The sequence below is a fragment of the Novosphingobium sp. FW305-C-30-35 genome (assembly GCF_058783135.1).
The window spans coordinates 892930-919412 of sequence record NZ_JBYSYJ010000001.1 but is presented as its reverse complement, the minus strand read 5'-3'; the positions used below and the strand labels follow the sequence as shown (position 1 = coordinate 919412).

General features: G+C 62.9%; 21 protein-coding genes and 1 tRNA gene. 13 read left to right on the top strand and 9 right to left on the bottom strand.

Going from position 1 to position 26483, the window contains the following annotated elements:
• Window position 1: 1 nt before the first annotated feature.
• Complete coding sequence (rnd, locus tag AC3WLM_RS04495) at window positions 2–1219, bottom strand: ribonuclease D (protein WP_492476721.1); 1218 nt, start codon at window positions 1217–1219, stop codon at window positions 2–4.
• 140 nt (window positions 1220–1359) lie between these two features.
• Here rnd and aspS point away from each other — a divergent pair, with 140 nt between their 5' ends.
• The 7 genes from aspS to AC3WLM_RS04460 all read left to right on the top strand — a co-directional run bounded on the left by aspS (window position 1360) and on the right by AC3WLM_RS04460 (window position 8102).
• On the top strand, window positions 1360–3141 hold the full coding sequence (aspS, locus tag AC3WLM_RS04490; RefSeq protein WP_492476720.1) for an aspartate--tRNA ligase: 1782 nt from the start codon (window positions 1360–1362) through the stop codon (window positions 3139–3141).
• A 117-nt stretch (window positions 3142–3258) separates the two neighbouring features.
• The gene (locus AC3WLM_RS04485; protein ID WP_011444997.1) at window positions 3259–3495 is read left to right on the top strand and encodes an acyl carrier protein; all 237 of its coding nucleotides are present in this window, start codon (window positions 3259–3261) and stop codon (window positions 3493–3495) included.
• Between the two features lie 134 nt (window positions 3496–3629).
• Window positions 3630–4892 (top strand): beta-ketoacyl-ACP synthase II, encoded by a 1263-nt coding sequence (fabF, locus tag AC3WLM_RS04480; RefSeq protein WP_492476719.1) that lies wholly within the window; start codon window positions 3630–3632, stop codon window positions 4890–4892.
• A 10-nt stretch (window positions 4893–4902) separates the two neighbouring features.
• Window positions 4903–5880, top strand: a complete 978-nt coding sequence (gene mltG, locus AC3WLM_RS04475; protein ID WP_492476718.1) for an endolytic transglycosylase MltG — start codon at window positions 4903–4905, stop codon at window positions 5878–5880.
• Between the two features lie 228 nt (window positions 5881–6108).
• Window positions 6109–6672, top strand: coding sequence for a 2'-5' RNA ligase family protein (locus AC3WLM_RS04470; RefSeq protein ID WP_492476717.1), 564 nt, complete (start codon window positions 6109–6111; stop codon window positions 6670–6672).
• Complete coding sequence (locus AC3WLM_RS04465; protein WP_492476716.1) at window positions 6669–7949, top strand: adenosylmethionine--8-amino-7-oxononanoate transaminase; 1281 nt, start codon at window positions 6669–6671, stop codon at window positions 7947–7949. The genes AC3WLM_RS04470 and AC3WLM_RS04465 overlap by 4 nt, the downstream gene beginning before the upstream one ends.
• Window positions 7950–8026: 77 nt before the next feature.
• Window positions 8027–8102: transfer RNA gene (locus AC3WLM_RS04460), tRNA-Thr, on the top strand.
• An 80-nt stretch (window positions 8103–8182) separates the two neighbouring features.
• Here AC3WLM_RS04460 and AC3WLM_RS04455 read toward each other — a convergent pair.
• The 5 genes from AC3WLM_RS04455 to AC3WLM_RS04435 form a co-directional block, all read right to left on the bottom strand.
• Entirely contained in the window at window positions 8183–8980 is a 798-nt protein-coding gene (locus AC3WLM_RS04455) for a hypothetical protein (RefSeq protein ID WP_492476715.1), read from the bottom strand.
• 311 nt (window positions 8981–9291) lie between these two features.
• Window positions 9292–10851, bottom strand: a complete 1560-nt coding sequence (locus AC3WLM_RS04450; protein ID WP_062348127.1) for a carboxylesterase/lipase family protein — start codon at window positions 10849–10851, stop codon at window positions 9292–9294.
• A complete protein-coding gene (locus AC3WLM_RS04445) occupies window positions 10848–11846 on the bottom strand; it encodes an alpha/beta hydrolase (protein ID WP_062348130.1) in 999 nt (332 codons plus the stop codon). The genes AC3WLM_RS04450 and AC3WLM_RS04445 overlap by 4 nt, the downstream gene beginning before the upstream one ends.
• Window positions 11847–11880: 34 nt before the next feature.
• Window positions 11881–12384, bottom strand: a complete 504-nt coding sequence (locus AC3WLM_RS04440; protein WP_231735697.1) for a DUF3237 domain-containing protein — start codon at window positions 12382–12384, stop codon at window positions 11881–11883.
• The gene (locus AC3WLM_RS04435; protein ID WP_492476714.1) at window positions 12381–14246 is read right to left on the bottom strand and encodes a bifunctional sugar phosphate isomerase/epimerase/4-hydroxyphenylpyruvate dioxygenase family protein; all 1866 of its coding nucleotides are present in this window, start codon (window positions 14244–14246) and stop codon (window positions 12381–12383) included. The genes AC3WLM_RS04440 and AC3WLM_RS04435 overlap by 4 nt, the downstream gene beginning before the upstream one ends.
• Window positions 14247–14345: 99 nt before the next feature.
• On the opposite strand from AC3WLM_RS04435, the gene AC3WLM_RS04430 reads away from it, so the two are divergent.
• From AC3WLM_RS04430 to AC3WLM_RS04415, 4 genes are all read left to right on the top strand, one after another.
• Window positions 14346–15176 carry a TetR/AcrR family transcriptional regulator gene (locus AC3WLM_RS04430; RefSeq protein ID WP_230487681.1) on the top strand — a complete coding sequence of 277 codons (831 nt, stop codon included), beginning with the start codon at window positions 14346–14348 and terminating at the stop codon, window positions 15174–15176.
• A 73-nt stretch (window positions 15177–15249) separates the two neighbouring features.
• The gene (locus AC3WLM_RS04425; protein ID WP_492476713.1) at window positions 15250–16467 is read left to right on the top strand and encodes an MFS transporter; all 1218 of its coding nucleotides are present in this window, start codon (window positions 15250–15252) and stop codon (window positions 16465–16467) included.
• A gap of 140 nt (window positions 16468–16607) precedes the next feature.
• A complete protein-coding gene (locus AC3WLM_RS04420) occupies window positions 16608–19523 on the top strand; it encodes a TonB-dependent receptor domain-containing protein (RefSeq protein ID WP_492476712.1) in 2916 nt (971 codons plus the stop codon).
• A gap of 54 nt (window positions 19524–19577) precedes the next feature.
• Complete coding sequence (locus tag AC3WLM_RS04415) at window positions 19578–20405, top strand: shikimate dehydrogenase (RefSeq protein WP_492476711.1); 828 nt, start codon at window positions 19578–19580, stop codon at window positions 20403–20405.
• Window positions 20406–20468: 63 nt separating this feature from the next.
• On the opposite strand, the gene AC3WLM_RS04410 is transcribed toward AC3WLM_RS04415, so the two are convergent.
• Genes AC3WLM_RS04410 through AC3WLM_RS04400 form a run of 3 tightly spaced genes read right to left on the bottom strand, consistent with a single transcriptional unit; the run spans window position 20469 to window position 24392 of the window.
• Complete coding sequence (locus AC3WLM_RS04410; protein ID WP_492476710.1) at window positions 20469–22280, bottom strand: asparagine synthase-related protein; 1812 nt, start codon at window positions 22278–22280, stop codon at window positions 20469–20471.
• A gap of 58 nt (window positions 22281–22338) precedes the next feature.
• Entirely contained in the window at window positions 22339–23478 is a 1140-nt protein-coding gene (locus AC3WLM_RS04405) for a PqqD family peptide modification chaperone (protein ID WP_492476709.1), read from the bottom strand.
• A gap of 5 nt (window positions 23479–23483) precedes the next feature.
• Entirely contained in the window at window positions 23484–24392 is a 909-nt protein-coding gene (locus AC3WLM_RS04400; protein ID WP_492476708.1) for a hypothetical protein, read from the bottom strand.
• A gap of 168 nt (window positions 24393–24560) precedes the next feature.
• Here AC3WLM_RS04400 and AC3WLM_RS04395 point away from each other — a divergent pair, with 168 nt between their 5' ends.
• Together AC3WLM_RS04395 and AC3WLM_RS04390 are read left to right on the top strand one after the other, a co-directional pair.
• On the top strand, window positions 24561–24725 hold the full coding sequence (locus AC3WLM_RS04395; RefSeq protein ID WP_492476707.1) for a hypothetical protein: 165 nt from the start codon (window positions 24561–24563) through the stop codon (window positions 24723–24725).
• A 393-nt stretch (window positions 24726–25118) separates the two neighbouring features.
• Window positions 25119–26471 (top strand): lasso peptide biosynthesis B2 protein, encoded by a 1353-nt coding sequence (locus tag AC3WLM_RS04390; RefSeq protein WP_492476706.1) that lies wholly within the window; start codon window positions 25119–25121, stop codon window positions 26469–26471.
• Window positions 26472–26483 lie beyond the last annotated feature (12 nt).

Sequence of the window (26483 nt, the reverse complement as noted above, 5' to 3'; positions counted from 1 at the left end):
CCTATTCGTCCACGTGAACGACGACTTCGGGCTTGTCTGCGGAACCGCCGATATCGTCGATATGGGCCATCTTGAGCCGGCCGTTCACCACCGCGAACGCCAGCTTGCCCTCTACCAGTTCAAGGGCGTCGCGACCGAACTGCTCGAAGCGCCAGCCTTCGAGGATCGGCAGGTTCTTGCGCTGACCAGCTGCAAGCAGTTCGAGATCGTCCGTCCGCGCGAGGAGGCGCGCAGCGATATCGATCTCGCGGCTGCGGATCTTGAGCAGGAGCTTGAGCAGATCTGCGACCAGCGCGCCTTCCTTGCCGAGCGGGGCGCCGCGGGGCGCCTTGGGCGGCATCTCGGCGTCGGTCAGGGGCTTGGCTTCGGCCAGCGTCTGCATCAGTCGGCGCCCGATGTCGTTATCCTTCCATCCCGTCGAGAGCCCGCGCACCTTGGCAAGGTCCTGCTGCTCCTTGGGCGGGTGGCTGGCGATATCCGCCAGCGTTTCATCGCGCATGATGCGGCCACGCGGGATGTTCTTGTCCATCGCCTCGCGCTCGCGCCATGCAGCCAGCGCCTTGAGCCGACCAAGCACGGCCGGGTTGCGGCTGGGCGCGCGGATCTTCTGCCAGACGGTGTCCATGTCGGTCCGGTAATTCTCCGGATCGGCGAGCTTCTCCATCTCGATGTCCAGCCACTCGCCACGACCGGTCTTGATCAGGCGTTTGAGCAGCTTGGGGAAGATCTTGGACAGATGGGTGACGTCGCCGATGGCATATTCGATCTGTCGGTCGGTCAGCGGGCGGCGCGACCAGTCGGTGAAGCGGGCGCCCTTGTCGATCGAGAAGCCGAGCCAGGATTCGACGAGGTTGGAATAGCCGATCTGTTCCGACTGGCTGACCGCCATCATTGCGATCTGCGTGTCGAAGATCGGGTGCGGGGTCTTGCCGGTGAGGTTGTAGATGATCTCCACGTCCTGTCCGCCAGCGTGGAAGACCTTGAGCACATCCTCGTTGTCCACCAGCAGGTCGAGCAGCGGCGTCATGTCCAGCCCAGGCGCCAGCGGATCGATCGCTGCGGCTTCCTTGTCATCGGCGATCTGCACCAGGCACAGTTCCGGCCAGTAGGTGTTCTCGCGCATGAATTCGGTGTCGACCGTGATGAAATCGGCTTTTGCCAGACGCTCGCACAAGTCAGCCAGAGCGTCGGTCGTCGTGATCAGGGGATGTATCTTCATCGGTCTTTTCTGTATGGCGCGCCGGTAAGGGCGACCCGGTGGTGCTCCCGTCAGGGAGCGCGGCTTGACAAAAGCGCGGCCATCGCCTGTTAGCCGCCCATTCCCCCTGCCCGATTGCAGACCGATTGGAAAGAGTTTCGATGCACCTTTACCGTTCCCATACCTGCGGCGCCCTCACGCGCGGTGATGTCGGGCAGACCGTCCGCCTTTCGGGCTGGGTGCACCGCAAGCGCGATCACGGCGGCGTTCTCTTCGTCGATCTGCGCGATCACTATGGCATGACGCAGATCGTCGCCGATGCTGACAGTCCGGCACTGCCGATCCTGGAAGCGCTGCGCGTGGAATCGGTCGTGACCATCGACGGCGAGGTCAAGGCGCGCTCGGAAGGCACTATCAATGCCAACCTGCCGACCGGCGAGATCGAAGTCTTCGCGCGTGGTGCAACAGTGCTTTCCGCCGCCGAGGAATTGCCGATGCCGGTGGCTGGCGAGCAGGAGTACCCTGAAGACATTCGCTTGCGCTATCGCTTCCTCGACCTGCGCCGCGAGACGCTGCACGCAAACATCGTCACGCGCACCAAGGTCATCTCGGACATGCGCCGCCGCATGGAAGGCGCAGGGTTCACCGAATACTCGACGCCGATCCTCACCGCATCCTCGCCCGAAGGTGCGCGCGACTTCCTCGTGCCGAGCCGCATCCATCCCGGCAAGTTCTATGCACTGCCGCAGGCGCCGCAGCAGTACAAGCAGCTGCTGATGGTGGCGGGCTTCGACCGCTATTTCCAGATCGCTCCCTGCTTCCGCGACGAGGATCCGCGCGCCGACCGTCTGCCGGGCGAATTCTACCAGCTCGACCTTGAGATGAGCTTCGTGACCCAGGAAGAAGTGTGGGAAACGATGGAGCCGGTCATCGGCGGCGTATTCGAAGCATTTGCCAACGGGCGCTCTGTGACGCCGACTGGCAGCTTTCCGCGCATTCCCTATGCCGAAGCGATGCTCAAGTACGGTTCGGACAAGCCGGATCTGCGCAACCCGATCATCATCTCGGATGTTTCGGAAGAATTCACCCAGTCGGGCTTTGGCCTGTTCGAGAAGATCGTCGGCACCGGTGGCGTCGTGCGTCTTATCCCGGCACCGGGCACGGCGGACAAGAGCCGCAAGTTCTTCGACGACATGAATGACTGGGCGCGGTCCGAAGGCCACGCAGGTCTGGGCTATGTCACTCGCAAGGGTGGCGAATTTGGCGGGCCGATCGCCAAGAACCACGGCGCCGACAAGATGGCCGCGCTGTTCGACAAGCTCGGTCTCGGCCCGGATGATGGCTGCTTCTTCGCTGCCAGCAAGGAGGGCCAGGCCGCCAAGCTTGCCGGTGCCGCCCGCACCCGCGTCGCCGATCAGCTTGGCTTGATCGACAAGGACCGGTTCGAGCTGTGCTGGATCGTCGACTTTCCGTTCTACGAGTGGGATGAGGAGAACAAGAAGGTCGAGTTCAGCCACAACCCGTTCTCGATGCCGCAGGGCGGGATCGAGGCGCTGAACACCCAAGACCCGCTGACGATCAACGCCTTCCAGTACGACCTCGTCTGCAACGGCTTCGAGATCGCCTCGGGTTCGATCCGCAACCAGTCGCCCGAAACGATGGTCAAGGCATTCGAGATCGTCGGTTTGTCCAAGGCTGACGTGGAAGAGCGCTTCGGCGGCCTCTATCGCGCCTTCCAGTATGGCGCGCCCCCGCATGGTGGCATGGCCGCTGGCGTCGATCGCATCGTCATGCTGATCTGCGGTGCGCAGAATCTGCGCGAGATCACGCTGTTCCCGATGAACCAGCGCGCCGAGGATCTGCTGATGGGCGCACCGTCTCCTGCCGCACTCAAGCAGCTGCGCGAGTTGAACATCCGCGTCGTCGAGCAGACAAAAGGCTGAGACGGACAGGGCGTGCGCTGAGGTGATCCACAGCGCGCCTCTTGCCAGCGCCCTTTGCGTTGATTAGGGCGAAGTCCGAAACAGATAACCAACCGCTTTCCTTCGAAGGGGCATTTCATGAGCGATACCGCCGACCGCGTTAAGAAGATCGTTGTCGAGCACCTCGGCGTCGAGGCTGACAAGGTCACCGAAGAAGCCAGCTTCATCGACGATCTGGGCGCTGACTCGCTCGACATCGTTGAGCTGGTGATGGCGTTCGAAGAAGAATTCGGCGTCGAGATCCCCGACGATGCGGCCGAGAAGATCTCGACTGTTTCGGACGCGATCAAGTACATCGACGAAAACAAGGGCTGATCGCCCACATCCCCCTATTGCCCTGAGCGTGTCGAAGGGCTGCCAAGGCACTCGATGTCGGGCAGGGGAGGACTTCGGCAGGCTCAGCCCTAATTCAGGGGCTGGGCCTGTTTGCTTATTTTCCGGAGATTTCAATGCGTCGTGTCGTCGTAACCGGACTTGGCCTCGTCACCCCGCTGGGCGCAGACGTGGATACCGTGTGGAAGAACCTGCTCGCCGGCAAGAGCGGCGCGGGCCTGATTACCAAGTTCGACACCAGCGACCAGAAGTGCAAGATCGCCTGCGAGGTAAAGCCTGCTGACCACGAATACGGCTTTGATGCCGGAAGGCGTGTCGATCACAAGATCCAGCGTCAGGTCGATCCATTCATCGTGTTCGGCATCGATGCCGCTGGACAGGCGCTCGAAGACGCCGGCCTTGCCGACATGGACGACGATCTCAAGATGCGCACCGGCTGCTCGATCGGTTCGGGCATCGGTGGCCTTCCGGGCATCGAAAGCGAATCGATTGTCCTGCACGAGAAGGGCCCGGGCCGCGTCTCTCCGCACTTCGTCCACGGCCGCCTGATCAACCTGATCTCCGGCCAGGTTTCGATCAAGTACGGCCTGATGGGGCCAAACCACGCTGTGGTCACTGCCTGCTCGACCGGCGCGCACTCGATCGGCGATGCCGCGCGCATGATCAAGGACGGCGATGCCGACGTGATGCTGGCAGGTGGTGCGGAAAGTACCATCAACCCCTTGGGCGTGGCCGGATTCGCGCAGGCCCGCGCACTGAACTGCAGCTACAACGACCGTCCCGAAGAGGCGAGCCGTCCTTACGATAAGGACCGCGATGGCTTCGTGATGGGGGAAGGCGCAGGCGTTGTCGTGCTCGAGGAATACGAGCATGCCAAGGCGCGTGGGGCGAAGATCTACGCCGAAGTCGTCGGTTACGGCCTCTCCGGCGACGCCTACCACGTCACTGCACCCCACCCTGAAGGCAAGGGCGCCGAACTCGCCATGCGCATGGCGATGCGCAAGGCGGGTATGGAGCCGGGCGACATTGATTACGTCAACGCTCACGGCACTTCGACCATGGCCGACACGATCGAACTGGCTGCGGTCAAGCGCGTGCTCGGCGATGATCTTTCGGGCGCTTCGATGAGCAGTACCAAGTCGGCCATCGGCCACCTGCTTGGCGGTGCCGGCGCGGTCGAGACGATATTCTGCATCCTCGCCATCCGCGACCAGATCGTTCCGCCGACGCTTAACCTGCATAACCCCGACGAAGGCACCGAGGGCGTAGACCTTGTCCCGCTCAAGGCACGCCAGCGCAAGGTGCGTGCGGCACTGAACAATTCGTTCGGTTTTGGCGGCACCAATGCCAGCGTGATCGTCAAGGCGATCGAAGACTAAGGACGCAGCGATGGCCCGCCGTCGTCCATCCCGGCTGCCGTTGCTTGCGGCAGCCGTCATCTTGCTTGCTCTCGCCGGCTGGCTCGTGGGTGGCTGGTACGCTTCCGGCCCCCTTGAGCAGCAGATCGAATTTGATGTTGGCGAAGGCGAGGGCCTGAGTGCTCTGGCTGACGATCTGCAAGGGCAGGGTGCGATCGGCTCGGCCACACTGTTCAAGCTGCGGGCGAAGCTGCTTGGCGGAGGCACCGAGATCAAGGCAGGCTCGTTCCTGATTCCCAGACGGGCCAGCGAAGCGACCGTTCTTGAAATCCTGAAGGGTGACAAGGTAATCCGCCGCCTGATTACCGTTCCCGAGGGCATGCCGTCTATCCTCGTCGCCGAGCGCCTGTCGGCCAACAAGGATCTGACTGGCGAGATCTCCGCTCCCGAGGAAGGCTCCGTCCTGCCGGACAGCTACGACTGGCAGAAGGGCGAACCACGTGCCGCAGTGCTCAAGCGCATGCAGGCAGCAATGGACAAGACGCTGGCCGAGCTTTGGGCCAAGCGCAGCCCTCGCACCGTCGCCAAGACGCCACAGGAGGCTCTGATCCTCGCCTCCATCGTCGAAAAGGAAACCGGCAAGCCCGAGGAGCGCCGCATGGTGGCCGGGCTTTACTCCAATCGCCTGCGCAAGGGCATGCTGCTGCAGGCCGATCCGACGATCATCTACCCTATCACCAAGGGCAAGCCGCTCGGGCGGCGCATTCGCCAGTCCGAAATCCAGGCCGTGAACGGATACAACACCTACACGATGGTTGGACTGCCGAAAGGCCCGATCACCAATCCGGGCCGCGACTCGATTGCCGCGGTGCTTGATCCTGCCGAAACGGAAGCATTATTCATGGTTGCCGATGGGACCGGTGGCCACGTCTTCGCAGACACCTTGCAACAGCATAACGCTAATGTTGCCAAATGGTTCGCGCTGCGCAAGGCGCGCGGCGACCTGTGACCTGGAACCGATTCGGCAGGATTTCCGATAAGCGCAGGTTCTTCCATTATTAAGTAACATCGCTTAAACCTCTGCCCCGGAGGCACGGGAGGAGCTTGCTTCTCCAGTATCCAGGGAACATTCCGGCTGTGCCGGGCAGCGGACGCGTGCCGCCGTCTCGACTTTGCCGAATGTTCCCACTTCTCCATTTCTCTTGAAATCGCTGTGAATGCTGCTCAGGCAGATGCGGTGGTATCGCATCCTTCCCGAACAGCGCCGCTGGTGGTGACGGCTAGCCTTCCGCCAGAATTGCAGGCCCGGCTTGATCGTCTGCGCCGCGCCCACTTCCCCGCGGAGCGCAACTGGATCTCGGCCCATGTCACGCTGTTCCATTCGCTGCCCCCGCAGGTTGAGGCGGAGGCGCGCGATCTGCTGTCTCGGATGGCGAGCGCCACGCCTCCAGTCGATGCGCAGTTGCGGCGCGTCATGGATCTTGGCACGGGCACCGCGTTCCTGATCGAAAGTCCTGCAATGATCGCCCTGCGCGATTCTATTGCCGAGCACTTTCATGGAATGCTGACGGTGCAGGACAGCCATCGCCCCCGTCTCCACGTGACCATACAGAACAAGGTCTCGCAAGGCGAAGCGCGTGCATTGCAAGAACTGCTGGCGCGCAATTTTGAGCCGTCCCGCTTTGCCTTTGCCGGGCTGGCGCTACACCGCTATCTGGGCGGACCATGGGAAGCGATCGGACGCTGGCCGTTTCGTGCGGCCCTTCAGCACAAGCCACGCAGGATAAGGACAGTCACATGACCGCCCCGGACTGGTTCGACAAGGGCCGGAAGCATGTGTGGCTTCCGTACACCCAGATGCAGACTGCCAAAGCTCCCCTGCCGGTGGCGTCTGCGGCCGGTACTCGGCTTCGTCTCTCCGACGGGAGGGAACTGATAGACGGCATTTCCAGCTGGTGGGCCTGCGTCCATGGCTACCGCCATCCGCATATCGAGGATGCGGTGCGTCGCCAGCTTGAGACATTGCCCCATGTCATGCTGGGCGGTCTGGCCCATGAGCAGGCCTATACCTTGGCACAGCGGCTCGCTGCATTGCTGCCCGGCGATCTGGACCACGTCTTCTTCAGCGACTCCGGTTCGGTCGCCGTCGAAGTCGCAATGAAAATGGCTTCGCAATATTGGCTCAATCGCGGACGGCGCCGAACGAAGTTCCTCTGTTTCAAGGGCGGCTATCACGGCGATACCTTCGCAACGATGAGCGTTTGCGATCCGGATGAGGGCATGCACAGCCTGTTCAAGGGGGCATTGCTTGAACAGATCGTGGTCAACCTCCCCACGAATGCTGCGCAAGAGGCTGCGCTTGGCGAACTGCTGGACCAGCATGGCAAGGATCTTGCCGGCATTGTTGTCGAGCCCCTGGTGCAGGGTGCGGGCGGCATGGTCTTTCACGATCCGTTTACATTGCAGGCTCTGCGGCGCCTTGCAGATACCCACGAACTCCTGCTGATCTTCGACGAAATTTTCGTGGGGCTTGGACGGCTTGGCGACGCGATGTTTGCTTGTGAGATCGCGGGCGTGCAGCCTGACATTGTCACGTTGTCCAAGGCCTTGACCGGCGGGACACTGCCACTTGCCGCCACGATCGCCAGTCGCCGTATCCACGAAGGCTTCCTGTCCGACGATCCGATGCATGCTTTGATGCATGGGCCGACCTATATGGGCAATGCCCTGGGTTGTGCAGCGGCCAATGCTTCGCTGGATCTTTTCGAACAGGAACCGCGTCTTGCTCAGGCTCGCGCAATCGGTCGGCAGCTTCAGGCGTTGCTCGAACCTGCCCAGGAATTGCCTGGGGTGAGGGACGTGCGCGTGCGCGGTGCGATCGGCGTGATCCAGCTGGATGGCCCAGCGCCCGCCGATCGCCTTTCCGCAAGCTGCATCGCAAGCGGTGTGTGGCTTCGCCCTTTCCGGGATATTCTGTACACCACGCCCCCGCTTGTCGCCCAAGAGGAGGACGTTGCGCACATCGCCAATGCCATGGTTGCGGCTGTCAGCGAATGGAGCGCCGACCGGGCAACGTGAATCGCTCCGGCGCGAGCCGAAAAAGGGTTGCCTAGCACCCGGGTGCTGGCTAAACGGCGCCCCTGCCCAAGAGGCACGCCGCTTTAGCTCAGTTGGTAGAGCACATCATTCGTAATGATGGGGTCACGTGTTCGAGTCACGTAAGCGGCACCACCTTCTTTAAGGTGCTTTCCAAGGAAAATCATCGGCTTCCTACCAACGGGCGTTAGCACCATATGCTGCGGTCGGGCCGGCTATGGGAGGGGCCGCCGCAATTCATCTCGGGCCTCGGGACCTCCTGCGATTCCCAATCGTTCGCTTTGGAAGGAACCGAGCCACAGTTCGCGCCCCACCAAGGCGGCTGCCGACAGGCCGTTAAATTGCTGGCGCGGGGTGCCATAGGCGAAAGTTGCGATGCGTCCCGTGCCCGTGTCGAGTTCGCCGACGATCCAGCCTCGCTTGCAGAGCATCGGGTCCGCTTCTCCCTTCACGACCTTGCGAAGGCCGCCGCAAGCCGGTTCGTCGAGCCGCATGCCGGCGAGCAGAAGGTGTCCGCCAGTCCAGTGGATATTGTCCGGCATGAAGTCCGGCGCGCTGATCCGAGCTAGCGGGCGACGCGTGTCCTTTCGGTCGAAGACGACGACGGCGTGCCAGCCAAACGCCACGACATAGAAGCGGCGCTGGTCGGGATCGGCTTCGATGCCGTTGTTGCCGGGAAGTTCAGTGCCGGGCAAGAGCCGAAATTGGTGGTCTGCGGGACCGCGTTGCCAGACGGCACCTGTCTTCCGGCCCAGCATGAAATCGCCGATCGTGGTGCCCGGGCGGGTGAGCACCGTGACCAGCATGGTCCCGTCCGCGAACTGCGCGACGCTGTTGCCGACTTGTCCTGCGGGCATGACGACGCAGCCGCGCCACAGGAGGTTCGGCTCCTTGCCTTGTTCGAGCGTTACATCGAACGCCTCGATCGATTCCCGCCCGCCGTGGTTGACGACGAGCAGTCGGAAATGGCCGGCGGCGAGGGGGCGCAGCGACAGCCCGCGGGTGTTGAACAAGGCAGGGTCTGGCGGGCCTGGGCAATAAGGGAAGGCTTCCGCGTCGGGGGCGAGGTGGCGTTCCTCGCCAGTATACCATTGCCGGTAGGATCGTGTACGGGCGTCAACCAGTTTCAGGCCGGCGCCTTTCGCAAATCCGCTTACGACCAACCATGACGTGCCGGGCACGGCAAGCAAATCTTCCGGCTTCTGCAGGCCGCAGAGATAGGTAAGCTCTGCATCGGGACTGCATTCGGCGGGCTGACCACGTCCCGGCGCAGAGGCGAGCAGTGCCACAAGTGCCGCGCAGATAAGCCTGTAGAATGGACGCATCAGTCTCGCGGCCGTGAGGATGCCGGTCGGGTTGGCGCTTTGCCATCCCGCAGCAGGGCAAAGTCGCTAAGATGCGGCCAGGTTACCACCGACGATTTTTCCCCAAGCCAGACGAGTTGCGGCTTTTCCGGCCTGAACGCGGGCCATGAGCCGACCGTGGTGCTGGCAGGAACGCCGGTGCGGGCGAACGAGAGCAGCGCCCCTGCCATCTCGTTCTCGAGCGACTCATCGGCTGGTTCCCAGATGCGGGTCTGGCGGAACAGGTTGAGCGAATCTCGCGTGCGCAGCCAGTAGGGCACGTCGCCGGTGTGGTAGGCCCCGACCGTGGCCGGATCGTGATCGCTGAACCTGATACCCGGCCCATAGGGCTGGCGTCGGGTGAACAGATAGGCATAGGTGGGTGCTCGTCCATACTTGCGCTGCGCCAGTGCCCAGTCACCCATCTGCAGGCCCACCGAGCCATCGCGCGCGATGTCGGTAGCGGCGCGCGGGCCGCTTGAAGCATATGCCTTCAGGATCGCGTCGGCGCTCGCGGGATAGCGTTCGCGGACGGCGGCAGCGAGGCCGAGGCTGTTGTCCGCAGGTGCGAAGGGGCGAAAGCTCTCGTCGCGGGTGTAGCCGATCAGTATCGGAACGTCGGACTGTTGGCGTGCAGCGAAAACCTCTTCGTTGGAGCCGGTGACGACCTTGCCGTCGCGGACGATAGGACTTCTGGGCGTTGTTGCTGAAATGATGCGGTCACCGGGGAGGCCGCGCATTTCGGTTAGCGAGGCTGCACCAAGTTCTTTTTGCAGGGCAATGCCCTGCTCTTCCGCCGTGGCCAGCGAGATGGGGCCGAGCATGCCACCGAACGCGCTGCCGCTCATGGCAACGGCCTTTGCAAACAGGCCCTTGGCGAGCGGAGATGCCTGCAGCAGCGAGACTGACATTGCCCCTGCCGATTGGCCGACAATGGTGACATTGGCAGGATCTCCACCGAACTTGGCGATATTGCGCTGAACCCATTGCAGCGCGGCGATCTGGTCCATCAAGCCATAGTTGCCCGAAGCGCCCGCTTCGGCGGTAAGGTCTGGGTGGGCAAGAAAGCCCAGCGCACCGACGCGATAGGCGAGGTTGACCCGGACCACTCCATCGCGCGCCAGTGGTGCGCCCGAATAGTTTGCCATCGAGGCCGAGCCGATGTTGAAACCGCCGCCGTAGATCCACACCACGACGGGGACCTTGGCGGCATTCTTCGGGGCCCAGATGTTGAGGTAGAGGCAGTCCTCGCTGGTCGCCTCGTTGCCGAAGTAATGGTTCTGGAGCGAACCGCGCAGGGGCTGGAGGCATTCGGGGGCGAAGCGGTCGGCGTGGCGGAGGCCCGACCAGGGCTCCACCGGCTGTGGTGCCTTCCAGCGCAGTTCACGCAGGGGCGGCGCGGCAAAGGGCACGCCGAGCCAGGCTTCGATTCCGGAGGGGAGGGTGACGCCTTCGATCTGACCGCCGTCGACTTCGATCGGCTCGGCCAGAGCCGACTGTGCGGCGGCGAGAGACAGCGCCGCGATCAGCTTGCGGATCACTTGCGCGGCACTCCCAGCTTGTCGTGGAAGAAATCGAAGGTCGCGTTCATCGCCTTGAGCGAGGTGCGGCGGGTATCGTCCAGCGTTGCGCCCATGAAGCTGTGGTCGATGCCGGGGTAGTAGGTGGCGCTCACAGGAACGCCTGCGGCCTTCAGCGCGGCTTCGAGCTGTTGCGACTGGCCAACGGGCACGACCTTGTCGTCTACGCCGTGGAGCAGCAGCACCGGTGCGTCCTTGACATCGACATAGCTGATCGGGCTGGCGGTGCGGATGGCTTCGGGCGTGCAGGTGCTGTCCTTGCAGCCGAGCAGGCGCTGCTCGGCAGAATCCTTCTGCGTTATGCGCGGCATCGTGGCGAAATCGTGGATGCCATACCAAGCGGCGGTGGCTTGCACGCAGGCATCATTGGCCGAGGCGGGATCGAGCGTGGCGTCGATCTTGCCGTTGGTGCAGGCAAGGCCCGTAAGTGCAGCGAGGTGGCCCCCCGCCGAACCGCCGAACACGCCGACGCGCGATGGATCGATGTGATATTGCGCTGCATTCTGGCGCAGGAAGCGCAGGGCGGCAAAGATGTCCTTGGCCTGCGCCGGGAAGGTGGCCTCGCCCGACAGGCGATATTCGACGCTGGCGACGGTGAAGCCCTCGGCGGCAAAGGCGGCGAGCATCTTCGGGAAATTGTCGAAGGCGCCTGACTGGCGGGTGTGGCCTCCCATCCAGCCACCGCCGTGAATATAGAGCACAAGCGGATGCGGGCCCTTGCCGGCGGGCACATAGATGTCGACGATCTGCGGGCGGTAGCCGGGGTTGACCTGATAGGTCACGTCGCGCCACGCCTTGACCCCGCCGGGAAAGGCGACCGCCACCTGCGGGAACTTGTCGGCCATCGACGGTTCGGGATTGACCGGGACGGAGCGCTCGGCGGGTGTCTTGGCGCTGGTGGGCGCGGCGACCAGGGCAGCGCAGGCGAACGCCGCCAGTGGGGTGAAACGGGCCATCTTGTCCTCTCCTTTGTCTGTTATCGTTGCGCGTTCAGCTGACGCGGTAGAAGCGGATGCGCACCGCGCGCTTGCCACCGGGCAGGCTCACCGGATCGAGCGTGCCGATGAAGCAGCCTTGCGAGAGCCAGTCGTACTTGCCCTGCGGCGCTTCGAAGACGGGGTGGGTACGGACGACTGCCTTGGGGTCCTTGGCGCGGCAACTGACGCCGGTGTTGACGACGTTGATCACGGCGCCGTCATCGGTGCGCAGCATGTAATCAGCCTTGATCTGCAGGCAGCCATCGGCGCGCCGCAATTGCCAGTCCCAGCCACCGCCCATTATCGTGCCGCGAATGCCGGAGCCTTCGAAGGTGCCGCCTGTAATGGGCACGATGTTGCGGGTGCCAAGCGAGGTCTGGCCGACAGTCACATCGGCATCGAGCGTGACCGTTTCCTCGAAGGCGAATTCGAGCGCGGGTTCAGCGGCGTGCGCGCTCGTGGCAGTTGCCAGCGCGGCGGTTGCTATCGTGGCGATCAGGCGCATGAGCTTCCTCAATCGAGATATTCGGGTTTGTGTCTGGCCTGCGCGGCAAGGCGGATCGGGGCATTGGCTGCACCGTATCCGGCGTATCCGCGTCGCTCGACCACTTCGAAGAAGACGCGTCGGGCGAAGGCGCGACTGTAAAACTGGAAGTATTCCGCCTCGCCGTCGCAGTCGTAGAGGATGCCGAGCCGAGCCATCCGCTCGATCAGTCCGGGATCCAGTCCCCAGCGCGCTTCGAGATCGTCGTAGTAGTTGCGCGGAATTTCGAGGACCGGCAGGCCATCGGCGCGGGCAGCTTCGGCCACGGCGAAGACGTCGGACGTGGCAAAGGCGATATGCTGCACCCCCGCACCGAAATAGTTCTGCACGAAGCGCGAAGTCAGCGACTGGCTGGCGAGCGAGCCGTTGAGCGTGAAACGTACCGAACGATCGGCGTTTTCGACCGCCTGACTCTGCACGAGGCCCATCGGGTCGGCGATCTCGAGCTGGGGCGTCTTCTCAACGTCCAGCAGGGCGACGTAGAACAGCAGCCAGCTGAGGAATTCCTCGTACTGCATGGTCTGCGCAATGTGGTCGACGCCATTCAGCAGTGGCGCGGCTTCGGGTTCGAGAGCGTGAGGGAACTCATGAGCCCACATCGCCTCGCGGCTGGCTTCATCGACGAGGTAGATCAGGCTGCCTCCGACGCCGCGCACGCTCGGGATCGGCCACTCGTCGGGGCCGACTGCCTGTTCGAATCGGGGGATGCGCAGAAAGTCGGCGCGAGAAAGCGCTGCGGAAACGTCCGGCACGGTAAGTCCGAGCGCGCAGACGGCGGCGCCGTGGACCATGTCAAAGCTGTGGGCGAGGCCTTCGGGCTCGCAATTCACGACGATGCTCGCCGCGCCTTGCGTCCAGCGGGTAACGTCCTTGCTGCGATGGCGCGCGGTGGGGCGGAAGCCGAGCGGGCGGAGCATGGCGCCAAGTGCCTCGGCTTCTTCGTGGCTGGCGGCAAATTCGATGAACTCGACGCCCGTGGTGGTGGCCCGCGGCGGCAAGATGGGGGCAGCGACAGAGGGCTTCGCAATTCCGCCCTCGAGAAGGCGCAGTGAGCGATAGCCATCGAGCGCCACGCCGCTGGCCGAACCTGCGCGGAAGCGGTCGTTGAAGATCTCGAGGCTCCAATACCCGTCGTAGCCGATCTTGCGGATCGCCTGCGCCCAATCATCGAGTGGAAAGTCGCCTTGGCCCGGCATCGAGCGGAAGTGGCGGCTCCACTGCAGAAGGTCCATGTCGAGCACCGGGGCGTCGGCTACTTGCACAATGAACAGCTTGTCGGCGCGGATATCGCCGATGCTGGAGGAGGGGATGCGGCGCGAGAGCGAGTGGAAGCTATCGAGCACGAGGCCGATGGCCGGGTGATCCACGTCGCGCACGATGCTCCAGGCGTCGCGGTGATCGTTGACGTGGCGGCCCCAGGCAAGCGCTTCGTAGCCGATGCGCAGGCCGCGTGCGGCGGCGCGTTCCCCGGCTTCGTGAAGATCGGCGATGGTGTGGGCGCGATCGGCTGAAGCGATGGTTGAGCAGCTTGAGCAGAGCAGGAGCAGATCGGTGCCAAGTTCCTGCATGACGTCGAACTTGCGCTCGAGCCGGTCGAACGCGCGGGTGCGCTGCGGTTCGGGCAATCCGTCGAGATCGCGGAACGGCTGGAACATCGTGCAGGCAAGGCCGAGATCAGCCATCATGCTTGAGATGTCGCGTGCCGAGAGGTGCGTCGAAAGAAGGTCGTTCTCGAAGATCTCGGCCCCGTCGTATCCGGCAGCAGCGATGGCCTGCAGCTTGGCATCGAGCGTACCACTGATCGAAACGGTGGCGATGGACGTCTTGATGGGCACTGCAGGCTCTCCGTCGCCTCGGCTCTTGCGAGGTTGACATCTCTAAATGTTAGGGACTAGTTCGTTACATAAATGTAGTGCGGGCGCAAGGGGAGGAATGTGAAGGGAATTTCTGATGCGGTGGCCGGAACGGCGCTTATGGGCGGGGAAAACCTGCGCGCGCGCTGTGTCACGGGCAGACCGCAGCCGAAAATCCCGCTAGCATCGCTGCCAACGGGGCAGGCGCTCGATGGCGAGCGAGAGGACCTCGTGCCAGTCGCGGAGACCACCATCTTGCCCGAGAGCGAAATAGCGAAGAAGCCGGAACGCCGGAGTCGCGCGGAAAGCCGCGAGCAGGCGATCAACCAGATCATCGACATCGCCACCAACGAATTTGTCGAGAAGGGCCTCGCCGGGGCGCGGATCGACGAAATTGCGGGCAAGGCGACCAAGCGCAAGATCTACTACTATTTCGAGGGCAAGGACGAACTCTACCGTGCCGTCCTGCAACGCGCTTATGCTCGCGTCCGCGAGAGCGAGGCCGAAGTCGACATCGAGAGCGGCAGCGCTACCGACGCGCTGCGCCGTCTGATCGAGCATGACGTGCGCTATCACGCGCGCCATCCTGAACTGGTGCGACTGGTGATGAACGAGAACATCCACCGCGCCGAACATCTCAAGCAGATCGAGGGCCTGCCGCAAGGCAACCGCCGGGTCATCGGCATCCTCGAAAGCATCATCGCCCGGGGGCAGGCGGAAGGTACTTTCCGCGATGGCATCGACCCGGTGGACCTGCATCTCAATCTGACCGCATTGAGTTTCTACAACGTCTCCAACCAGTTCACCTTCGCGCACAACTTCGGGGTGGACATGACCAGCCCCGAGGCGATCGAGCGACGGGCGGGGCAGGTGGCGGACATCATTCTGGCCTGGGTGACGAAGAAGGACTGACCGGCCGGGCAGCTATTGCTGCTCGCCCAAGGATCGGCCGGACGTCTGCCCTTGCGCCCAAAGGAGAGGACGAATGGCACTTCCCGCACCCGGTTCCATGGCCGACGGCCCCACGGAGTGGTCGCGCAAGGCCTTGGGCATCGTTGCTCTGTGCTTCGCGATCAACATGGCCGACGGCGTGGACGTGACGATCCTGTCGTTCATTGCTCCGCGACTGCAGGCGGAATGGGGCATTGGCGCAGCAACGATGGGCAACCTGTTCAGCGCTGGCCTTCTCGGCATGGCCATCGGCGGCATGTTCATTGCCCCGCTGGCTGATCGGCGTGGGCGGCGCGCGGTTATCCTTGCGGCGCTGTGCCTGATGTCGGTCGGCATGTTCGCCAGCAGTATCGCTCCGAACGTGCCATTCCTGTTCGCGATGCGGGTGATCGTGGGCTCGGGCATCGGAACGGTGCTCGCGGCGATGGCGGCGCTTGCCGCGGAGAGCGCGCCTCCCGCACAGCGCAATCTGGCGGTGGGCGTGGTACAGGCAGGGTATCCCTTTGCGGCGGTGTTCACCGGGCTGATCGTGGCGCATGCGCTTCCGATCCATGGCTGGCAGGCCATGCTGCTGGGCGCTGCGGTGCTGACGGTGGCGCTGTTGCCGGCAGCGTGGCTGCTCCTGCCTCATGTGAAACCTGAGGCGAGCCAGGGGCGCGCCTCGGCGGGCAAGGTAGGCCAGTTGTTTGCTCCGGCCCTGCGCGCACGGACCATCGCCCTGTGGTGTGCCGTGTTCTTCGGACTGATGGTGCTCTACTTCATCGTCAGCTGGATCCCGAAGCTGTCGATCGCGGCGGGCCTTTCGGAGACCAACGGTATTTACGCTGGCGCGCTCTACAACCTTGGTGCCTTCGTCGGCACGATGGCGATGAGCGTCCTTGCCTTGCGCGTGCCGCTGGGAAAGCTGGTTCCCGTGATGCTGACCGGCGCGGGCGTGGCGATGGTGGCTTTCGGATCGATCGCAATGCCGGTGTGGCTGACGCTGGTCGTCGCCTTCGTGATCGGCGTGACCCTGCAGGGGGGATACAACGGCGTCTGGCCGATCGCGGCGGGCGCCTATCCCAGCGAGGTGCGCGCCACCGGCGTGGGTTGGGCCATTGGCGTGGGCCGGGGCGGGGCGGTGATCGGCCCGATGCTGGGCGGCTACCTGATGGCGGCAAACGCACCGTTACCGGCGCTTTTCGGAGCCTACTGCGCGCCCTTGCTCATCTGTGCGGCAGCAGCGTTTCTGGTGGAACGCCACAAAGTGTAACTAACCAGTCACAAGTTATTTGACAGGGACTAGTTCGTCACATAAATGAACCCTCGGTGAAGGGCGGCGAATTCAGCTGCCCCTGGAGGAGGATGACCATGAATTTGAGGGGCACTCGCCTTGCGTTTTCCGCGTCCCTGTTGACCGTAGCTGCCGCGCTCTCTGCGCCCGCGCTCGCTCAGGATGCGGCCCAGAATGGTGCAGAGGACCAAGCTGCTGAAGCGCCGGGCGACACCAAAGAAATCATCGTTACCGGCTCGCTGATCGCGCGACCGAACAACACCGCCGTCAGTCCGATCGTCTCGGTGGGCGAGACCGCGCTCAAGGAGACCGGACAGGTCAACCTGCAGGACGCGCTGAACCAGTTTCCGAGCTTCACGACCGCGGGCAACGCCAACACCGGCGGGCAGGGCACAGGTGGCCGCGCATCGGTCAACCTCCATGGCCTTGGCACCAACCGCAATCTCGTGCTGCTTGATGGCAAGCGCCTGCCGCTGTCGGATATCAATGGCAACGTGGACATCAACATCCTGCCTGAATCGATCATGGGTGGTGTCGACATCATCACGGGCGGCGCGTCGGCTATCTACGGTTCCGATGCCATCTCGGGTGTCGTCAACTTCAAGACCCAGCGCGCTTTCGACGGCGTGCGCATGGACGTGCAGAACTCGATCAGCGACCGCGGCGATGCCTACAAGTTCAACGGCTCGCTCGCTTTCGGATCGAGCTTTGCCGAGGATCGTGGTCACGTCATGGCGGCGTTCAGCTATGCTCATCAGGACCAGGTGAACGGCTCGACCCGCGACTTCTTCTTCGACAAGACGCCCTCGTCGTTCATCGGCAACGGCACCTTCGTGCCGAGCGCGACCAATGCGCCTGACGCGGCGGTCGTCTCGTCGGTATTTGCGGGCTACGGCGTCAACAACCTGCCGGCCAATTTCCAGTTGCTGAACCTCGGTTTCAACAACGATGGCACGTTGTTCACGCAGACCGGTGCGCGCAACTACAAGGGTCCCAACGGCACGAACGGCTACCTGATCGTCGGCAACAACGTGCGCATGCCGGTTGGCCAGCAGATCGATTTCGCCAATGGCCTCAAGCGCAAGACTGCCTTCGTCAAGGCCGACTACGACCTTGCGCCGGGCCTCACCGCCTATGGCCAGTTCATGTACGTCGACCTTTCGGTCAAGACTGCGTCAGGCGGCAGCCTTACCCAGTTCGGTTCACTGACCACGATCCCGGTCACCAATCCGTTCATCCCGCAGGACCTTCGCACGATCCTCGCTTCGCGCCCCAACCCCAATGCGCCGTTCACCTGGAATGGCCGCTACGTTGGCGTGCCTTACAAGAACTGGGACGAGAACTACGCCGTCCAGCAGTACATGGCCGGCGTGAAAGGGGACATCACCTCGGGCTGGTCGTTCGATCTTTATGCATCCTACGACCAGTCGGTCCATGACCAGCAGCTCAACGACGCCGTGGTCAAGAGCCGCGTCCAGACCTTGCTGAACGCGGCTGACGGTGGCCGTTCGCTTTGCACCGGCGGCTTCAACATCTTCGGTGATGCCAACGCCCGCTCGCTGTCGCAGGCCTGCGTGGACTACATCACCAAGACCGCATTCTCGAAGGAGAAGCTGTCCCAGACGCAGGCCCAGTTGCAGGTCAACGGCAAGCTGTTCGATCTTGGCGCTGGCCCTGCCCAGATCGCCTTCGTCGCAGGCTATCGCAGGAACAGCTACAACTACATTCCAGACAGCGATCTTCGCGCCCAGAACATCGAATCCGTGATTGCCTCGCAGCCCGCCTCGGGTCGCATCTCCGTGAAGGAATTTGCTGCGCAGGTTGACGTACCGCTGATCGCCGACAAGCCGTTCATCGAGGAATTCGGCATCGGCGGCGCGATCCGCTACTCCGACTATTCGGTCACTGGCGGGGTCACCAGCTACGAAGTCGACGCCCGCTGGAAGCCGGTGGAGCCGCTGCTGTTCCGTGGCAGCTACCAGCGCGCGGTGCGTGCGCCGAACATCGGCGAACTGTTCTCGCCGCAGCAGGGCAACCAGCTGGTGATCGGCACGCCGCCAGGCGCACTGGGCGATCCTTGCGATATCCGCTCGACCGCGCGCACGGGTGCCAACGGTGCCAAGGTTGCAGAACTCTGCGTTGCACAGGGCATTCCGCAGGCCGCAATCTCCAGCTACACCTTCCCGACCACGGCCACCGGCCAGCTCGTCTCGGGCAACACCAACCTGACGCCCGAACGCGCCGATACCTACAATTTCGGCTTCGTGCTCAATTCGCCCTTCCAGAGCGGGCTTCTGTCGGACTTCACGCTTTCGGTCGACTACTACAATATCGCGGTCAAGAACGTGATCTCGACCGTGCCTGGCCTGACCGTGCTGTCGAAGTGCTTCAACCTCGATGGCTCGAACCCCAGCTATGACAAGACCAACCTCTATTGCGGCCTGCTCTCGCGCGACAACTCTGGGCAGCTGGTCAACGTCGCCACGCCGTTCCTCAACCTTGGATCGGTCAAGACCGATGGCGTCGAGGCGCAGGTCAACTGGACAGTGCCGTCACCGATCCTGCGTGGAGACAGCGGTCGTCTGTTCGTGAACGCGGCCGTGGGCTGGCTGCACAAGTACAAGCTGCAGTTGATCCCTGGCGCGGCAGAGCTTGACTACACGGGCATCAGCAACGGTGCGGCAGGCGTCAGCAGCCTTCCGCCGCGCGCCACGCCGAAATGGAAGTCGGTCACCAGCTTCGGCTACCGTTCTGACGCCACCACGCTCGGCCTGCGCTGGCGGTACCAGAGCGCGATGAAGGACACGACTTCGGTCCTGACCCCGGCGACTGCCCAGGTTGGCGTGGGCGCCTATGCGCTGTGGGACATGTTCGGCACTGTTCGCGTCGACAAGTCGATCGAATTCCGCGCTGGCGTCAACAACCTGTTCGATCGCGGCCTGCCTTTCGTGGCGAGCTCGCAGAACGGCACGGACGTTGCGCTCTACGATCCGATCGGTCGCTCGTTCTATCTTGGCGCACGCGTAAACTTCTGATCCACCCTATGTCCCGGCATCCCCGTGATGCCGGGACGCTTTTCGAAGGCACAAATGATCCTATCCGGCCTGCTTGGACGTTCCATCCTCGCCTCGCGCTCGCCCGAGTTGCATGAGAAGGAAGCGCAGGCGCAGGGTATCGCCTTGCGTTACGACCTTTATGATTTTTCCGCGCGAGGCTGGGCCGACAGTGATCTTCCACTGGTCCTGAAGCGCCTGCTGGACCAGGGCTACAGCGGCTTCAACGTGACCTATCCGTTCAAGCAGGCCGTGGTATCGCTGCTCGATGAACTCGACGAGACCGCGCTTTCCGTGGGTGCAGTCAACACCGTATCCATCCGCGATGGCAAGTTGTGCGGCTTCAATACCGACATGGCCGGCTTCCGGGACTCCATCGCCGAAGGATTGCCAGGCGTCGCCTTGAACGATGTGGTCCAGCTCGGTGCAGGAGGGGCGGGGGCCGCCGTCGCCAATGCCCTGCTCTCGCTGGGTGTCGGCACGCTGCAACTGGTCGATGTGGATGAGAACCGCGCAAGGCTCCTGGCGGACGATCTTGCTGCGCGTTTCACCAATGCCCGGATCATCGCCCTTACTCCCGATGCGGTCGAGACGGCGGTTGCTGACGGTATCGTCAACGCCACGCCGATCGGCATGAACGGCAAACCCGGTATGCCGATTGCCGAAGATGCCGTCGAAGCGCGGCACTGGGTCGCCGATATCATCTACTTCCCGCCCGAAACGGAACTGCTGTGCCTTGCCAGGCAGCGGGGGTGTCGCACGATCAATGGTATCGGCATGGTCATCGGACAGGCGGCCCGCGCTTTCGAAATCATAACTGGCCGCGTTGCAGACAGAAGCAGAATGGCGTCCAGCCTCGTATAGTCCGAAAGCAGCAGCGGGCCGAGTGTCGCGCGCGAGCGCGGCTGAGGCAGGCCGATTGACTGCTTATCTAAAGCCGGACAGTCGGTGGGCAGCAATGAGGCACTCCACGGCCATCAATGGCAACCAGGGCGGCGTGTCCCTGTCCAGCGCTGCACGACCCAGCTGTGAAATATCGTCCAGCCTTGCTGCATCGGGTAAAAGCCGGAGCCCGGCGCCGATCGCGTCCAGATCGAAGATCGTCGACTGTCCATCGACAGAGGCGCGCAGCAGATCAAGCGACAGCAGCAGTTTCTCTTTCAGCTCTGCGTAGCCCATGAAGCGCTCGTCGAATAATCCGACCTTGACCTGCGCCAAGCGGACTTCGTCGGGCAGGATGCCCTCCATGGCGGTGCGGAAGGGTTGGCGACTGTACCCGTCGTGCACGAAGTGATGCAGCGGCAAAGACAACATGAAGTCCACGACCGTTCGATCAAGCATCGGAAAGGTTACCGCCAGTCCATGGCGGGCAGCCATTATCGAGAAGTAGGTGCAACGCGATGGGATATGATGATCCGCAAAGGCCGTGACTCGCTCCCTTGGCGTATTCGCCTGGAGAATCGGCTGCATGCTTCTGTCGAGGATTTTGCTCCTGAATGCGGGTTTCACGAAGCGGAGAATGCCTGAAGCTGCATCCATCGGTGAACGGGATGGTCCGCGACGGGTGATCTGAAGCTTGGCAAGAAGGGGTTTCAGCAGGCGAGCGTGGATCGTGGCCTTCAGCGATTTGCCATCGGTCCTTGCGCGCGACCGGAGTTCCCGGGCGAGAGTTCGCATATCCCCCTTCAGGAACAGGGCAGCGTAAAGGTTGGCGCCGTTGTAGGTCGCTCCTTCGTCGCCACCGACGCCACTGAGGACCCGATCTGCGCCGGCTTTGGCCGCCAGCGCCATCATCTGATCGTCATGCCCGCCGATCACACCGCCCGGCCAGTCCGTATCCTCCGGCTGGCCGGGCATATGCAGGCAATCGTGGACCACGTGGTGTTCAACGTCCGGATATTGCTTCAGGAGAGCTTCGATCAAGGGGCGCTCATCGAGCTGCGCTGGGCCGATCGGCTTGAGTGTTGTCATGCTTAGCGCGATGACGCCCGCGCCGCGCCCGCGCGCGGCCCTGGCTGCCAGCGCCGTTATCGCCGAACTGTCGAGCCCTCCGCTGAGGTGGCAGGCGACGGGCTTGTCCGCCGGCAGACGCCGCCGAACGGCTTCGTCGAGCAGCGTTTTCAGCTTTCGGGCGGCAGCGTCCCGGGTTCCTGTCCATTTGCCGACGGCGCTTTCGTCCGGGCGGTATGCCCGATGAATCTGCGGAGCTTGGTCCTCGACACTGAACCGCAGGCTATGACCGGCAGGGAGATAGGCGATTTCGGCAAAGCCACTGTCGCTGCCCCGAAAGAATGACTGGCGCAGTCTGATTGCATGGGCAGGCTGGTCCGGAATCGCGGATGCCACACCAGCTTTGTGAAGACCTTTCGGCAGGCTGGCGAACGCGAACCAACGTCCCGCGCGCAGAGTCCAGGCCAAGGGCCTTGCCCCGATGAAATCGCGGGCCAGCCAGAGGACGTTTTGCTTCTGCTCCCACATCGCCACGGCGAAGTCGCCATTGATGCGATCGGGAAAGTCCGCGCCATGCGTGGCAAGGCTGGTCAGAAAGTTCTGCTCCGGACAATCCGAGAAGACATCCAGTCGCACATCTGCCGCTACGATCCAGCCCTCCTTCTCGACCGGACGCGCGCCTCCATGCGAGAAATCCAGGATGGCCATGCTCAGGCGACCATGTGTCTGTCGGCTGACGGCGGGGGACAGACCCTCGGGGATCATCGCCTCTATCATGCCGTCGAGCATTTGCTCTGGCGGGCAGGCATCATCCAGGCGCACAATGCCGCAGATCAGTCTCACGCAGTTACACCACTTCCAGCATCCCGCGATCCCTCAGTTCGCTTAGAAACGCCGCCACCTGATCCCGGCAATCGGCAGCCGGCACATCATACTCGGCCTCAAGCGTTGCAACGATCTCGTCTTCGTCGATCGGCTGTGCGAGGAGTTCCCAGATCCGCGAGGCCACCTCGTTCAATTCGTGGTAGCGCCCAGCCTGCACATTGAGCAGCAAGGTGGAGTTCTCCTGAGCCGAGCCCAACATGCCCCGCGCGCGCTGAACCAATTTTCCCATCTGTAACTCCCTTGGAATGTACGGCCGATCAGACGTGCGGCCTGCGATCAGGTGCACCTGGGAATAGCCCCACTGTTCCATCACCGGCCCAAATGCGTCTTCGATCCTGCGGATCTGACCAGGGGTCAGCGCCTGGCGCCATTCCCCGGCCTTGCCCGACCGGAAAAAGCGCTCTTGCTGCGGCAGGCTTTCGCGAAAGCCGTGCGTTGCCTCCTGGCGCTGCAGTTCTCTGAGAGACGAATGGTCGATCGCTCGATCCACTTCCGCAGAACTGGCGGTGCCATTCAACCACCCGATGATTCTGCTAAATTCGGCTTTGGCGTCCTGCCGCAGATCCTCATATCGCACGACCTGAACCGGAATTTCCTCTTGCGTGGTCCAGCCCGTCACATGCGAAGCCCAGTCCCCCAAGGCGTAGCGCAACTGCATCGGTCCGTCGGAGTGGGCCGTCGCATCGAGCATCTGTGCAATGGCTGCATCGATCGAAATGCCGGCGTGATGCGAAAGCGAGATCGCGACATCGCGGGGATCGCGGACAAGGTACAGGCCGCGGCTTCCTGGCAGTCCGGTTACTTCGGTATCAAACCTGTCATGGGTCTTGCAGATGAAAGGTTTCTCAAGACGCCTTGCGACGAACGCGCCTTGCATCGCGCGAAGTTTCGCCAGCTCTGCCGAATAGAGGCTGTCCGGTTCCACCAGAAGCTCGTCGCAGAACCGCCAGCGGCTTATCAGCAGTTCTTCCTCGGACAGCCGGTTGATGTTGCAAGGTTGTTCCCTGCCAGTCAGCAAGTTGGCAAACAGGACGCGCATCCAGGTGTTGCCGGACTTGGGATAGGATGCGAGCCAGATCAGCCCGGCCGGTAGGGTCGCCACGGTGGTTACGCCACGCTCGGACTTTGCCAGTGCGTCATCAATGCTGCAGTCGTCTCGTCCAGACGCTCCAGGTCGCGAGGCCTGCTCAGGTGATAGACTCCGATCCCGGCTGCAAGCGCGCCGATGCGGCCAGCCAGCCCGCTCTGGTTGGCATAGGAAAGCGCGATCTGACGCCGGTATGATTGCCGCAGGAGAGCTTGAGCCGCATTCAGGGGTGTCATCCGGGTTATGGCAGGAGCCTGTCCCGGATCGGAAGCTGTCAACATGTAGATTGCCCCGATCGGCACGGCTCCGCCTTGGTCCGCCGTCGTCGGCGGAGCAACGTGAAACTTCTCGACGAGGTGTCGTACGCGAGGGCCTGTCGAGCTCCCCAGCGCCAGGTGTTCAATGCTGTCAGCGTACAGGCGGAGCGCCCGTCCGTCGCGCTCCACCATCGCCGGCCCTTGGTCTGGCTGGATGATGGCACACATGTCATCGGACAGAAAATCGCATCCGGCGCGGCATAAAGCCGCAGAAAGAGTGGATTTGCCGGCGCCGCTCGGCCCGCAGAAGAGGTAGGCGCGACCTTCGTGAACCACCGACGAGGCATGAAGCAACAACCCACCGCGCTGGTACAGAATGGCCGAGAGTCCCGTCCCGGTCGCGAATATCAGTATGTCCTCGACTGGCATGTCCGGCGCTGGGCAAATGCTGATGCGGTTACCGTCCGTAGCCATGAAGCGGCCGGTATCCGGCAGGTTCAGGAGGAAGCTGTTCCGGTTGATTTCCCAGTTGGCGCCGCTGTGCAGGATGTCTTCAAGGTGCTCGGGGACATCCTCGACATGCATTGTCACATCCGCCTCGGCTACCTCGACGGCCCCCGTATCCGCCCGCATCGGCAAAGCGATCATGGATCGGACATTCAGTCCTGACATTCGATAGGTATACGGTGGGGGACCAACAGGCTCGATCATGCTGAACTATCGCCGACAAGCAGACATATGCAAGTCGCAATGCAGATTAAAAATCCAAAACAATCATTGATCTAATCACATTATTTCTGCACTGCTATACGTTGCGTGGAAGAGCTTGGAGGTCTCCTTATGCCTAACCAAAAGTTAACGATCGAAACTGCTGAAGAAGTTCAGGCCCCCGCTCGCAAGGCTTGGCAGTCACCGCGCATCGAAGATGCAGACATCAGCGCACTGACCGCGGGCGGCGGCACTTCGGGCATCGAAGGTACGCCGTTCCTCAAGACAGGTTCCTGAAGTCGAGCCATCACTGATGGGGCGTGTGCGCTGGGTATCCTCAGCACCCGGAAAGACACGTCCCTACAGAGTCCTCAAGGGATGAGTGTCTGGCGAAGCCTCCCTTTTGACGGGCTTGGCTGGGGACGTTGCGCCGATCGTGACGTCGGTCGATGTCGCCAGTGGGCGTCGGCCAGGTGGTACGGCAGGTTTCCGGTTGTTCTGCGTCCCGTTCTGTTCTGCGCAAATCGCATTGCCTGGCCCATTGCGGCTTTGGTTCGGGCAGCACGCTTTGCGCGTTTGCGAAGGCTGGAACTTCGCGCATTCCTTTCGCTTTACCGGGATTGCCTTCTCACAGGCGCCGACCCTGTCGACGCTTTTGTGTGGCGGCGGCTGTATCGTCGCGCTCCCCTCATGTCGGCACGCTCCGCAGCATTGCTGGTGCAGGAGCTTGGCTCTCCCGACGGACAGGCGCTTCTTTCAGACAAGCAGGCGCTGGCCGAGCGCCTGAAAGCGGCCGGCGTGTGTGTGCCGGGTACGCACACGGTACGCAATCCGCTGTGCATCGAAGAACTGGCGCGCGTCATCGGGCCGACCGGGCTGGTCCTCAAACCCCGTTATGGTTCTGGCGGTCGCAACGTATCGGCGATCACCCGAAGCGGCGATCGTTGGCAGATCGATGGCCTCGATGTCGATGCAGGCAGGTTGAGTGAACACCTGACGCAATTGAGCGCAGGGCACGAGTTGATTGTGCAGGACCGGCTGGTGTCCGCTGATGGCCTCGCCGATCTGTCATGGCGCGGCCGCGCGCCAGTCCTGCGTCTGGCAACGTCGCGCATACTCGCTGGCCCGCCGCAGTTGGACTCTGCCTTGCTGATACTGCCTCGCCCCGGGTTCAAGCCTCGGAACTTCCTGAACGGCCAGATTTACGCCCCGATCGATCCGGACACCGGCATGGCCAAAGGCGGAGTCGTGCTCGAAAGCCCCGACACGATGCTGGATTTCCGGGAGGTGGATGGACCTCGCATCTCGGGCAGGAGGGTCCCGTTCTTTGCCGAAGCGGTTCGGGACGCGCTTCTGGCAATGTCGACTGTTCCTGCCGTTCCCGCGATTCATTGGGATATCGTCCTGACTCCGATGGGACCAGTATTTCTGGAAGGCAATGGCAACGGGAACTGGATCATCGCAAATCTGGCCGGTCGATATGGGCCGCAGGTCAGGCCGCTCGCTGCAACGCTCGATCGATGGCTGGAAACGGCGGCGCCAGTACGCCGCCGGTCTGCTCTCGCAATACTGCGGGATAAATGGGAAAGGACAGGCCAGCCTGTCCGCGCATCAGGCCTGGTGCTCGAAGCCGTTCTTTGTCTTGCCCTTGCCCGCCTGATCTTGATGGTCATGCCGTTTCGCAAGGTGGCGGAACACCTCGGCGACCTTGTGGCACCGGACGACCCTCGCGCCATCGCGGCAGCTTCTGTGGCACCCTCGGCGAATGCAGACACCGCAGCCCGGATCGGGCGAACGCTTGAAACCGTTGCCCGATGGGTGCCGTTCCGGGCGGTCTGCCTTCAGCAGGCACTGGCGGGCCACGCCATGCTCCGTCGCCGGCATATTCCGTCGGTCCTGCATCTGGGCTCAGGCCGGGACACGGACCGGAAGTTCATGGCTCATGCCTGGCTCGAGGCGGCGGGCCTCCCCGTGACGGGCTACCCTCCAGCGCCTCAGATCCGTGAAGTCGGATGCTTCATTCCGGCAACGGCCTGTCGATAGCAAGTCTGCGTA